Raw genomic sequence first — 13,022 nt, forward strand, 5'->3', positions numbered from 1 at the left:
GGCATGCGCGGCGAATTGGCCATCTTAGTGTAACCAACGAAAAAACCGCTTACGCATCGTCTTATCACGATGCGCAAGCGGCCGGTTGAGGCGCTGACTTTCAGCGTTCTCCCTTATACGCCTTGCTCGATATAACCCATGATTTTGCTATGAACCTGCTTCACGGCGCTTGTTCGGACGCTGTACGCGGTGAGCGTCTCGCCTTCGAAATGCGCCGTCAGCATGCCCGCATTGCGAAGCTTGGAGACATGATCGTGCGTGATTCCCTTGGACAGCTCCAAATGGCGGACGATCTCGATGAACGAGCGCGGTCCTTGGTTCAAGAACCGCAGGATCTTCAGGCGGCTCTTCTCCGACACGCTGCGTATCATCCGGTACTCGTGCGGCGTCAGAAAATCCTCGTCGCCCACGTACAGCCTTGCGGCGTAATGGCAGATGGTGACCTTGCCGAAATGGCTGATGACGTTGATCGGTTGAAAATGATACTGCGGCATGAGGATCACCCGCTCCAGCCCGTCCATCGGCGCGAACAGCAGCCCGTTCGTCGTCTCGTCGACGAACGCGAACGGATCCGCGGCCGGAAGCGCTTGCTTGCGGCTATGCGCTTCCTCGCCGAGCCTTTCGAGAATCAACGGATCGATATGCCGAAAATATTGCTCGTTCCACGCCTCGAACAACTTTACGGTATGATCGCGAAACTCCCCCATCTGATTCGGAAACTGGTTCCCGTAAGGCGACATTAATTCATAGAGCTCGCCGGCCGTCATCCCGCCCAGCCAATCGACGAAGTCGCCGACGTCTTCCCCGGGGCAGAGATGCACGAGCAGATACGTGAGCTTCCAGTCCCCGTCGATCTGAACGCGATCGAGCAGCTCCGCTAGTTCGGGCGTGATCCGTTGACGGACTTCCTTCGCCCAGGACGGGGATAAATCGAGCTTCTTATGCGATTTACGGCACACATAGGCATGCAGGCTGCCCATGATTTCGAACAATGGTTTGAACCTTACGTCCAAGCTGTAATCCATGACCGCACGCCCCTCTCTGTCTAGTATTATAGCAACTAGACTTCGCCGAGCACCACTTGGAATTTTCGTCGTCCCCCGGCAGCCGGATGCCGACCCCGAAAAACCGCGCCGCGGACGTTCCCTCCCGTCATCGAAAAATCATGTTCTCCATTCCGAACGCGCCGCGCAAAACGCAAGCACGCAAAAACCGCCCGCCGGTTCCCCGGCAGGCGATTTTCCCTGACTATACCTGTGCCAAATACGCCGCGAGCTGATCGAACGTGCCGCCATAGCCTTCGTCCATCGAGGCGAAGCCCTCTTTGAACACCCGCACTTCTTCATCCGTCGCGTTGACGGGAGCGCTCACCAGGGTAAGCATCGTCCTGCCGTCCGCCTCTTCCGCAAGCGTCACGGTGTTCAAGATCTCCGACGGCCACGGATCTTCGAACGGAGGCGCGGTGATGCCGCCTTCCGCGTCGGAAAAGGAATTGACGAAGACGATCCGCTCCGGCGCGGCGATCTCGCGAAAGACGAACCGGCCCCACATCTCGTGGCCGTCCGGCGTGCGCATGATGTAATGAAACATCCCGCCCGGGCGGAATTCCAGCTTGGCGACGCTCAGCGCGAGTCCCTTCGGTCCCCACCAGCGCTCCATGTGCGCCGCTTCGGTCCATACTTTGAAGACGAGCTCGCGCGGGGCATCGAAAACGCGCGTAATCACAAATTCAGTTTCCGTAGACATGTTCCATCCTCCGCATGCGTCGTAAGGCGTCCGCCCGAACGGACGACCTCCGCGAATTTCTCGTTCAGAACATACCCCGCAAGGAATATTTCTGTCAAGGAATACTATGAAACGCTAGCTGGATGAATGGACTGCATGTCCGCATGTCGATGCGGCGGCGTGCCCGCTTGATGCGCGGGTCTCGCCGTCCGCTTCGGATCGGGCAAGCCCGACCGCTCAACGAAACGGCCCGTTGCGCCTTCCGGTTATTGCCGCTGCCAATCCTGAATGAGCTGCAGCGCGTCCGTGTTCAAGACGGCTTTGGCTTCCGCTTTCACCCAGCGCGCCATCGCCGGATCGTTCAGCTGCTTGACGAAAGTCTGCATCTGCTTAATCGCTGCGTCCTTCCTGCCGAGCTTAAGCTGATGCCGCGACTGGTCGAGCGAGTCGTTCAGGAGCGGCACCAACGCGCCGCTCAGCGCGCCGGATTTCTTGTAGCGGTCGAGCAAGCGGTTCATCCCGTCCACGCTGGCGACCACGTTCAGCGCGAAGGACTTCCGAAGCTCGTTCCCGAGCGCGTCCCGTACCTCGACTACGACCTCCTTCATGCCGAGCCGGCCCGCCAAGTCGATCTCCAGGCCGTCCTTCTTCCGAAGGTCCGCCGCGTAGGTTTGGCCATCGATCGTGATCGCGGCCGATGTCAATGGCGCTGCCTTGCCCGCCGCCTTGAACGTCAGCAGGGCGGAATCCTCGAGCGAGCCGTTCTCCTGCACGTCCTTGCCGCCTGCCGTCAGCGCGTAGCCCGGATAATCGCCAAGGTTCACCGTGATGCCCTTCGATGCATTGCCCGACGTATCCAGCGCCTTGATCGCGATGACGAGATTCGGCGCGTCGGCCAGTCCGGTCAACGTCGCCGTCTGAACGCCGCGGCCGATGTCCACGGGTTCTCCGATCGCCCGCTTGCCGCTCATCGGCTGCAGCCGGACCTTCTGGCCGTCGATGTCGTACGGTCCGTCCCAAGAAAGCCGAATCGCGTCGTTGTCTTGGCTCGCGCGAACGTTCTCCACGTCTCCCGGAGCGGTATGGTCCGGAACCTGAACGGGCGGAACCTCGGGATCCGTGAACACCTTGGGATCTCCGAAGGTAAACTTGTCGAGATTGAATAAATAGTCCGTTCCCTTGAACAACAGGAATACGATGTGCTTGCCCGTGACGGGTACGGATACGTCCGTCGAGGTTACGGCGAAATTTTGCCAGCCGCCGGTGCCCGCAACCGCGTCGGTCGCGATAACCGGCCCGTTCAAGCTGTCAAGCCGGACTTCGATCGTGCCGCCGGCGGTATCGCTTGCGGCGTTCACGTATAATTTGGCCGGGCTCGACTCGCCGAAATCCACGTAGTTGAACATCGCATAGGGACTGTTCGCCCCGTTAATTCCCGCCAGGTAGGTCTGCCCGCCGCCGTTCTCGGTGCCGAAGCCGGTTCCGCCGGAATTGTCTTCCGCCTCCAGCTTCCCGTAGGCGTCCCGCGCTTTGCCTTTTACGGTCGTAAACGTGAACCAGTCCAGATTGCACGGATAATCGCTGCCGTCGGTTCCGTGAAAAACAAGGTAAACGTCGTGCACGCCAACTGCCAGCTTGTCGTCCATATTGGACACGATATCGACCCAACTCTCCCAGCCGCCCAAGGCCGGTATCTCGATCGTGCCTGCGGTCGGCCCGTCCGGACGGTCGAGCTTCACGTCGATCGTGCCGCCTTGATTGCCGCTCGCGACATGCACCGCGACGCCGCCCGCGCCGGAGCCGAAATCGATGCCTTTGTACAGCGCGTAGGCGTTGTTATGGATGCCGTCCACGAATCCTCCCTCGGCGTTTTTGCCCAGGCCCGAGCCTTCGTCGAAATTGCCGGCCGCGAGTCTGGCGTACGCGTCGGTCTTGGTGGGATCCCCCGCGGTAAATTGAAACCAATTGAGATTGAATAAGTACGCGTCGTTCGTTTTCGCGAAGACCAGATAAACGTCGTGCTTACCGGTCACTTTGCTTGCGTCCCCCTGTTCGTTCTTGAGGAGCATGTCGGCATTGGTGAAATTATTCCAGCTGCCCGTTCCCTTCACGTTCAAGGTGCCGACCTTGGGCCCGGTCAGCGAATCGAGCCGAAGCTCGATGTTGCCGCCGCCCGTCGCGCTCGATACCCGGGCGATAAACCCGGCTGCGCCTTTGGCGCCGAAATCCATGTTCTTGTAGACGGCGTAGCCGCCGGCTTGAATGCCGCCGAGCTGCAGCGTGCCTTCCGGGCTGCCCTCCAGGCCGAACCCGCTGCCGACGCGGTAGGCTTCGGCCTCTGTCTTCGCATACGGATCGCTCTTGCCGTCGCGCAGCTCGGCTTTGCCCGGCTTCAATACGGTCAACGCCTCGACGGCCGCGGCGGATGACCACGATTCGTACGTGCCGGAGAGCAGCTGCCCCGCCCAGTTGCCGTCCACGATATTGGCTGGGTTGCGATTGCTCCACGCCGTATCGGCATTCAAGGTCAGCCAGTCTCCGAACTGCTTGCCGAACTGCGCGTAACGCCCTTTGCCCTGCTTATCCAGCGCCCGCTGCAGGTAGTCCAGATTGCGGATCAGGATCGTCTTGCCGCCCTTCAGGTCCCCGTTCGGTCCTTCGTAATTCAACAGCCCGTTCTTGTCGACCAGGCGGGTTTTGGTAAACGTCGCCCCTTTCACCGCATCGTCCAGATAGACCTCGTCGCCGGTGATGCCGTACAGGCCGACGGCCGCGCCGATGAACGTTCCTTGGTTGTAATGGGTGGCGTCCGGCACGGCGCCGTTCTTCATCTCGATCCGGTCGAAAACCTTCCCCTCGCCGTCCGTCAGCATCGTCTTGCTCCAGCGGTAGATTCGGGTCGCCGCTTCCAGATAATGCTCGTCCTTCGTCGCGTTGTACAGCACGACGGCGGCTTCGGCGGCCGGGAAGTTGATGCAGGCGTTCTTGGTGGAATGATCGCTGTTCATCCACCAGATCCCGCCGTTCGCGAAGCCGTCGTCCCACTGCGTGTCGTACACGAAATCGAAATAATGCTTGGCTTTCTCCAGATACCGCGGCTCTTTGGTGATCCCGTACGCTCTCGCGCTCGCCATCGCCCACCACATGATATCGTCGTTGAAATGGTTGTCTGTCCAATCCTCCCCGTACTTCGCGACCGTGCCGTCGAAGATATCGTCGATCTGCGCGCGCAGCTGCGCCTTCAGACCGGCGTCGGACGTATGCTCGTAGGCGTCCATGACCAATTCCCACAGCTCCGCTTCGACCCAGAAGCCCTGATAATTCGCGTCGCGGTTCGAGTTCGTCCAGAAGTACTTGGCGCCGGCATCCCAGAAGGCGTCATTGAACGCCTTGATCGCCGTATCGGCGTCGGATGCGGCGAAGGCTTGCGCTTTGCGCGCTCCGATGCCGGACCAGGCGGATACCGTTAACGATAACGCGATGGCGGACACCCACAGGCGGGACGATTTGCTTGGCTTGCGTACCATTGAATTACCTCCATATCGATCGATTGGATTGCATGGATTTGCTTACGACAAAAAAAGGAGCCGAACGACGGTAGCGGTGTCGGCTCCCGATGCGTGAAGGGAACGCCGCCGGCACAGCCCGCTGCGGCGGTTGTCGCGAAACGGTCGGCACCGTGCGCGCCTGGGGCGACGCGCGGCGGTCCAAGAGGCGTTCCCGTCGCATTAGACTTCGACCGGACGGACGGTTACTTCGCCGCCGCTTGAATCACGGCATTGATCTTGTCGGCCATGCCCTGCAATTCCTTCTCGCCGCCCTTGCCGCTCAGCACGTTGTTCCATACCGTGTCGATGAACGGGTTGGCTTTGCCCGCCCAGGATGGCAGGAAGCGGATCGGCTGGGTATTCGGCGATTTCAAGATATAGTCGATCGCGTCCGCCAAATCCTGATGGCCCGCTTTCTTCAGCGCGTCGTAGTAGGCGGAAGCGGAGGCTTGGAAGGCGGACGGCGCCACCGGCGTCTGCGGCAGCACCTGCTGGTACATCGTCGAATCGAGGTATTTCAGCACCTTCCAGACCGCGTCCGGATGCTTGATGCTGGCCGGGCTGGCCCAGCCCACGGCATCGTAAATCTCGGATTGCGCGTTCTTGGTGGGCATCGGGGCAAATCCCCACTGCAGATCGGGCGCGTTGCGGATCAGATCGTCGGCGATCCATTGGCCTTGGTACGTCATGGGTACCTTGCCGTCCTTGAACGGTCCCATGACGTTGGTCAGATCGAAGGTCGGCGGATTCATCGCGCCGTCCGCGATCGCTTTCTGGTAACGGGTCACGAGCTCGACGAACTGCGAGCTGACCTCCACTTTCGTCGGATTGACGATGGAGTCGGCGAACGGCGCGCCGCCGGCGGACACGGAATACGTCGACACCATGAACGGATCCGGACGCCCGTAGTAGCCGTATTGCTGAACGCCGCCCTTCTTGGAGGCCAGCTTCTCCATCGCGGCGAAGAAATCGTCGTACGTCCAGCCCGGCTTCGGCTCGGGCAGGCCGGCATCCTGGAACAGCTTCTTATTGTAGAAGATGCCGTACGTATTCAAGAGGCCGGGCAGGCCGTAAACTTTGCCGTCGACATGCCAGCTGTCCGCCACGCCCGGATAAAAGCCGCTCATGAATTCCTGGTCCGCGTCGGCCTGGGACGTCCAGTCGTAGAGCAGGTTCTGCGCTTGGTCCTGCAGCATCATGTCGTTGCCCAATTCGAAGATATCCGGCGCCTGCTTGGCCGCGATCATGCCGTTCAGCTTCACGCCGTAATCGCTGAGCGGAGCCGGCAGCAGCTTGACGGTGATGCCCGGATTCTGCTCCTCGAACGGTTTCATCGCTTCCATGATCCGGTTGTTCATGTCCTGCGATTCCCATGTCATTAGCGTGACTTCGACCTTCTCGGCGCCCGCGCCGTTCCCCGAGCCGCCCGCCCCGTTCCCCGTGTTGCCCGTGCCGCCGGCGTTGCCGCCGTTGTCTCCGTTTCCTCCGCAGCCCGCAAGCATGCCCCCGACGAGCAGCAGCGCCGCCGATACCGTACCGAATTTAACCGCTTTCATATTTGACCCTCCCAATGTTTTAATTGAAATGCTTTATTTCAAGCCGGCGGAATTGACCGACCCGAGACCCTGCATAAAATACTTTTGGCCCAGGAAGAAGACGATGAGCATCGGCAGCATGTAGATGAGATCCGCGGCCATGAAATAATTCCACTGCGTCGTCCAGTTGGACGCGAAGGAGGCGAGCGCCACCGACAGGGTCCATTTGCTCTGGTCGACCACGTAGATGAGCGGTTCCAGGTACTGGTTCCACGCGCCGTTGAACGAGAAAATGATGATCGTGATCACGACCGGCATGGCCATCGGCACCAGGATGCGCCACAGGATCTGGCGGTCGCCCGCGCCGTCCATCTTGGCCGCTTCGTCGAACGATTTGGGGATGGTGCCGAGAAACTGGATGAACAGGAACGTGAACGTCGGATTGCCGAAATATGCCGGCACGATCAGCGGCAGCCAGGTGTTGTACCAGCCGAGCGCGGAGAACAGATGGAACACCGGCACCAAGCCGACGAACCCGGGCAGCATAAGGCTGCCGACGAAGCACGAGAACCAGAGCTTGCGTCCGGGAAAGCGCAGGCGCGAGAGCCCGTAGCCGACCAGGATGGAGCTGGCCACCTGCCCGATCGTGCTCACGATCGCGATGAAGATCGAATTGCCGAAGGTCCGCCAGAAATGGATCTGCTCCGTTCCTTTGACGAAGTTCTCGAAATGAAATTCCTTCGGGAACCAGTCCGGCGTCGTGGAGAAGATATCGTTGCTGCCTTTCAGCGCGATCGTGACCACCCACAGCAGCGGATACAGCATCGCGACCGTTCCTACCAGCAGCACCAGCATGCGGAAGACGTCCGTCTTGCGGATCTTGCTTCTCCGCGTCGCATAGCGGACCGTCCGGGTCGAATAAACCGTTTTCAAAACAGGCGCCCCCTTATCGATTGTCGTTCTCGTAATGGACGAACCGGTTGGAGTACCGGTACGTGACCACGGTGAACACCATGATGATCAGGAACAGGATCCAGACCTCCGCGATGCCGTAGCCGAACATGCGCTGGCCGAACACGTCGGAGTATATCTTGAAGTTCAGCAGCGCGGTGGCGTTATTGGGCCCGCCGGCGGTCATGACCTGCACCTGGGCGAACGACTGGAACGCCCCGATGATGCCGAGTATCAGCTGCAGGAACAGGATCGGCGTGATCATCGGAAGCGTGACGCTGCGGAATACGATCCATCCCCTCGCGCCGTCCACCTCCGCGGCTTCATAGAGATCCTGCGGAACGGATTGCAGCCCGCTGAGGAAAATGATCATGCCTCCCCCGACCTGCCACAACCCGGCGATAATGACGGACATCAGCGCCAGGCGCTCGCTGCCCAGCCAATTCAAGGGATTCGCGCCGAACAGGTTCAGCACGTGGTTGGCCAAGCCGTACTGCGGATGATAGATGAATTTCCACAAGGTCAGCGTGGCGATCATCGGCAGCACCGTCGGCAGGTAAAAGGCCGTGCGGAAAAACTTGATCGCCGGAAGCTTGCGGTTCAGCAGCATGGCCAGCAGCAGCCCGAAGACGAGGGAAGCCGGCACGTTGATGAGCACGTAATAGAACGTAATGCGGATCGCTTTCCAAAACACCGGATCCACGGTAAACAAATAGCGGAAATTGTCGAAGCCCACGAATTTGGGCTTGTTATAGCCGTTCCACTCCATCAGCGCGTAATAGACGGACATGACGAGCGGATAAGCCACGAACACGCCGAAGCCGATGATCGAAGGCGATATGTGCAGATAGCCTTTGATCCAGCCCCAATAATCCCGTTTTCGAACATTCGCGTTCACGATTCGCTTCCTCCTTTCCAATCGCACGAGTCATTGCCTTGCAATCGCGTTACGGCCGCGCCGGCACGGCGGCCGCCTTCCCTTCCACCCAGCGGCAGACGAACTCGCCGAACAGGCTGTTCGCCCAGGCGAACCACTCCCGCGTGAACGTCTCCGGATCGTCGGCGTGAAAGCTCTCGTGCATGAATCCGGTGCCGCCCGTCGTCGAAGCGAGCATGCGGATCAGCGCTTCCTGCTCGCCCGGATCGGTCGAGGTCAATCCCTGCATAATCAGGGCGATCGGCCAGATATGGCTGCTTGGCGTGTGGGGACTGCCGATGCCGCATGCCGCGATTCCCGCATAATAGCTGGGATTGGCGGGACTCAGGACGAATGCCCGGGTATTCCGGTAGATCGGATCGTCCGCGGGCCGGTACCCCAAGTAAGGGATGGAGAGCAGGCTCGGCACGTTGGCATCGTCCATCAGATTGTGGTTGCCGAAGCCGTCCGTCTCGTAGGCGTACAGCATGCCGTATTCGGGATGAATGACCTTGCCGTAGGTTTCGATGCCGAATTCGATTTCCGCAGCCAATTTGGAAGCGCTTTCAAATAAGGCGTAATCCGCATAGATATCCGCGGCCAAGCCCGCCAGCTTCTTCAGGACGACGACGGCGAACATGTTGGACGGAATCAGATAGCCGTAGGTGCAAGCGTCGTCGCTCGGACGGAAGCCGGACCATACCATCCCGGTAAAATTGGTCCGCGTTCCCCGGCCTCCGAACGGGAGCGTATCCGACGGGGGACAATCGGACCGTTCGAACGCATAGTCCGAATCGCGGTCGTGATGCTGTTCCGTCTTCATGACGTCGACGATCGCCGAGAACATCCGGTGAACGTCTTCGTTGAACACGCTCCGGTCGCCGGTCGCCTCCCAATACTGCGCGCATAGCTGCACCGGGTAGCAGAGCGAATCCAGCTCGAATTTGCGTTCCCATACCCAAGGCCCTTTCGGCGGCCGGTCGCCCGTATGCCCATGTCCGCTCGGCTCCATATTGAATGCGTTTGCATAAGGGTCCAGCGCAAGGTATCTTGCCTGTCGATGAACGACGCCTCGAATCAGCCTTCGGAGATCCTCGTCATCGCCCGCCAGGTCCACGTAAGGACGAATCTGCGCCGAGGAATCGCGCAGCCACATTGCCGGAATGTCGCCCGTGATGACGAACGAGGTGTCGTCGCTCAGAAGCTCGACCGTCGTCTCCAAGGTATTGGGGTAGCAGCCGCGAAAAAGCTCGGCCAGGCCGGGGTCGACTTGCTGGAGAGAGGAAGCGATTTCCTCGATTTTTCGATAGACCGCTTTGTACATGTAGGCGCTCCTTTTCTCGTTCTTCGTCCTGATTGCAAAATTAGTATATCAACCACAAATATGTAATGTCAACATATTATCTCAATTAAAATTTTTATAAAGTATATCAACTTGTCCGGCGCTGCTTGCCCTTCGATGCTGGGCCAATAACCACTAATGATAAAGAAATCGCGGTAATTCGGGCCATTTCTCCTATAGAATAGCCAACTTCCTGTTGCCAGCGCGATTTTCGTCATGTATAGTTGATATATCAATATTTAAAGGATGATCGCCACCTATGAACGCACCTTTGTACGAGCAGATTTACAACCACCTCTTCCAAAAAATCATGGACGGCGAATTGAAAAGCGGGGACCGCCTCCCCTCGGAGCATGAGCTCGCGGACCAGTTCGGCGTCAGCCGGATTACCTCCAAGAAGGCGCTGGAAATGCTGTCGAACAACCGGCTCGCGGAGCGGGTCAGAGGCAAGGGCTCGTTCGTCGCGAATCCCGCAAGCGGTCCCGACCATGCCGCCGCGCTCCGTACGGATGCGCCGGATCGAAGCGATCCTCCCCGGACGGAAGCCTGGCGGCTGGTGGGGTTGATTTTGCCCGATTTTGCCGATTCTTACGGACTGCGTCTCATTCACGGCGTCGAGGAGCGCTGCTCCTCCACGAACTGCCGGATGCTGATGAAGCTGACCTACGACAGCCGCGAGGAAGAAGAATCCGCCATCCAGTCGTTCATCGATCTGGGCGTCGACGGCTTCGTCATCTTCCCCGTGCACGGCGAGCATTACAACACCGCCCTGCTGCGGCTCGTGCTGGATAAATTCCCGCTCGTGTTCATCGACCGCTACTTGAAAGGCATCGCGGCCTGCGCGGTCTACACGGACAATCAACGGGCGGCGTTCGATCTCACCAAGCATCTGCTCGAGCGGGGCCACGACCATATCGGCTTCATCTCGCCGCCCGCGGAGAACACCTCCACGATCGAGGACCGGATCGCGGGTTTCACCGAAGCTTTGATCGAGAGCGGCAAGACCGTCAAGCCGCAGCATATCATGACGAACCTGTACAGCTCCCTGCCCCGCTCCTTCGAGGAGACGAACATCCAAGCCGATATCGCGACGGTCCGGCGGTTCGTCGAGCTTAATCCGGAGCTGACGGCCTTCGTGGCCTTGGAATACAACCTGGCCCTCGTGCTAAGGGAAGTGCTGCTCTCCATGGGCAAGCGTATTCCGGAGGATTGCCAGATCGTCTGCTTCGACTCCCCGGTTGATCCGTTCGGCAAGCATTTGTTCACCCACGTCCGGCAGAACGAGCTTGCCATGGGCGAGAAGGCGATCGACCTGCTGCACGACCAATGGGGCGGCAAGCCGTTCGAGCTCAACCATCTCGTCGCGTACGAGATCGTGAAGGGAGATTCGACGACTTAAGGACTGCGTGCCGCATTCGCGTACAAGCGCCCCGCTCCCGGCCCCCGCTTCCGAAAACAACAAAAACCGCCCTCTCCATCAAGAGAGGGCGGTGCTGTCGACGTCGCGGCGGCTCGGGGATCCTGGACTGCAATCCCCATGCCCGGCGCGCTCACGGAAGCAATGCTTATGCCTTTGCCGTTCCGGCCTTGAACACTTTGCCCAAAATAGTTCGGGTTCAAATACACCTGCTGGGCGACAGAACGGAAGCTGGCTTCGATGAGCTTGACCGTGCCGACGACGGAGTTCGGATTATGGCGGAAACGGCGCGGTCGGGATAAGCGTCGATCCCGCTCATTTCACCCGTCAAACGAGACATGTTTGCGGCATCGCCGGTATAGCCGGCATAGCCGGAACCGTGCAGGCGACAACACGAAAAACCGCCAAGGCGCCTTGGCGGTTTCCATGTTTCCGTTCCTATTGCCATGACATTCGCGAAGAGCTTATCGCTGGCGAAGCAGCGTTTGCGCCTGCGCGACGAGTTCCCGCACGATCTCCGCCGCATCCTGACCGGATGTCAGCATCCGCAGGCCTTGCCCGGCCCACAACGACATATAATCGGGGTTGCCCTGCCGCGCCGCGGCGTTCCGGATATCCCTGGTCGCGGTATTTTGCGTCGGGAACGGAAGCGGTTCGAGCCCGTTCTTCTCCCAGGCTTCGATGAACGCGTTCGCCACCCCTCGGGCCGGACGACCCGAGAACGCGTTGGTGAGCACCGTGCTCTCCTCCGTGCTCGAGAGCAACCGCTCCTGATACGACGGATGCGCTCCGGATTCGAGCGAGGTCAAGAAGCGCGTCCCCAGCTGCACGCCCTGCGCCCCGAGCGCGAGCGCGGCGACGAGCCCGCGTCCGTCCATGATCCCGCCGGCCGCGATAACCGGGATGCGCACGCTGTCGACGATCTGGGGCACCAACGCCATCGTGCCGATATTGGCCCCCATGGGACGATCCGCGATATCGAACGTCCCGCGATGCCCCCCGGCTTCGGTGCCCTGCGCCACGATCGCGTCGCTGCCGGCCCGTTCGGCCAGAAGCGCCTCGTTCACCGTCGTTACCATCGTAACGATCCGAAGGCCCGCGGCTTTCGCCTGTTCGACCATCGACGCGGGAAGGACGCCGAACGCCGTGCTGATCACCGGCACTCGCTCTTCCAGCAGAACGGCCGCTTGCCGCTCGAAGTAATCCGGCGTGTGCACGGATTCTCCCCCGGCCTGCGGAATCCCGAGCCGCTGCCGCATGCCGTTCAGCTCCCGCTGAACTTCCACGGTTCTCGCATTGTCGTCCGCTGCCCGCAGCGCGAACAGATTGACGCCGAAGGGCTCGCTCGTCAACCCGCGCAGCTCGCGGATCGCGCCGCGTATCGCTTCCGGCTCCATGTAGGCGGCCCCCAGCGTGCCAAGCCCCCCGGCATTGGATACGGCCGCGGCCAAGCGGGCGTTGCCGGGTCCTCCTGCCATGCCGGCCAGGAAGACGGGATAGCGAATCTTCAACATCCGGCAAATCTCCGTATCGAGCTTCATGTTATCGTATTCCCCTCGCTATCCGGCATCCCAAACGTCCCCGTCAT

Annotated in this window: 9 protein-coding genes; 1 reads left to right on the plus strand and 8 read right to left on the minus strand. The window is 60.1% G+C overall.

Annotation, left to right across the window (positions count from 1 at the left end; genetic code table 11):
- Window positions 1-113: 113 nt before the first annotated feature.
- The 7 genes from GT019_RS07505 to GT019_RS07535 all read right to left on the minus strand — a co-directional run bounded on the left by GT019_RS07505 (window position 114) and on the right by GT019_RS07535 (window position 9,999).
- A complete protein-coding gene (locus tag GT019_RS07505; protein ID WP_161742454.1) occupies window positions 114-1,025 on the minus strand; it encodes a helix-turn-helix domain-containing protein in 912 nt (303 codons plus the stop codon).
- A gap of 223 nt (window positions 1,026-1,248) precedes the next feature.
- Window positions 1,249-1,746: an SRPBCC domain-containing protein gene (locus GT019_RS07510; RefSeq protein ID WP_161742456.1), complete on the minus strand. Its 498-nt coding sequence runs from the start codon at window positions 1,744-1,746 to the stop codon at window positions 1,249-1,251.
- Between the two features lie 245 nt (window positions 1,747-1,991).
- On the minus strand, window positions 1,992-5,252 hold the full coding sequence (locus tag GT019_RS32450) for a carbohydrate-binding protein (protein WP_161742458.1): 3,261 nt from the start codon (window positions 5,250-5,252) through the stop codon (window positions 1,992-1,994).
- 224 nt (window positions 5,253-5,476) lie between these two features.
- Window positions 5,477-6,829: an ABC transporter substrate-binding protein gene (locus GT019_RS07520; protein ID WP_161742460.1), complete on the minus strand. Its 1,353-nt coding sequence runs from the start codon at window positions 6,827-6,829 to the stop codon at window positions 5,477-5,479.
- Between the two features lie 33 nt (window positions 6,830-6,862).
- Entirely contained in the window at window positions 6,863-7,741 is an 879-nt protein-coding gene (locus GT019_RS07525; protein ID WP_235947156.1) for a carbohydrate ABC transporter permease, read from the minus strand.
- A 13-nt stretch (window positions 7,742-7,754) separates the two neighbouring features.
- A complete protein-coding gene (locus GT019_RS07530) occupies window positions 7,755-8,657 on the minus strand; it encodes a carbohydrate ABC transporter permease (RefSeq protein WP_328803925.1) in 903 nt (300 codons plus the stop codon).
- Window positions 8,658-8,706: 49 nt separating this feature from the next.
- A complete protein-coding gene (locus GT019_RS07535) occupies window positions 8,707-9,999 on the minus strand; it encodes a glycoside hydrolase family 125 protein (RefSeq protein WP_161742462.1) in 1,293 nt (430 codons plus the stop codon).
- A gap of 277 nt (window positions 10,000-10,276) precedes the next feature.
- Here GT019_RS07535 and GT019_RS07540 point away from each other — a divergent pair, with 277 nt between their 5' ends.
- Entirely contained in the window at window positions 10,277-11,416 is a 1,140-nt protein-coding gene (locus GT019_RS07540) for a LacI family DNA-binding transcriptional regulator (RefSeq protein ID WP_161742464.1), read from the plus strand.
- Window positions 11,417-11,898: 482 nt separating this feature from the next.
- Here the strand turns inward: GT019_RS07540 and GT019_RS07545 are convergent, their stop codons facing one another.
- Window positions 11,899-12,975: an NAD(P)H-dependent flavin oxidoreductase gene (locus GT019_RS07545; protein ID WP_161742466.1), complete on the minus strand. Its 1,077-nt coding sequence runs from the start codon at window positions 12,973-12,975 to the stop codon at window positions 11,899-11,901.
- Window positions 12,976-13,022: the final 47 nt, after the last annotated feature.

The organism is Paenibacillus glycinis (assembly GCF_009909185.1).
In the GTDB taxonomy this organism is placed as follows: domain Bacteria; phylum Bacillota; class Bacilli; order Paenibacillales; family Paenibacillaceae; genus Paenibacillus_Z; species Paenibacillus_Z glycinis.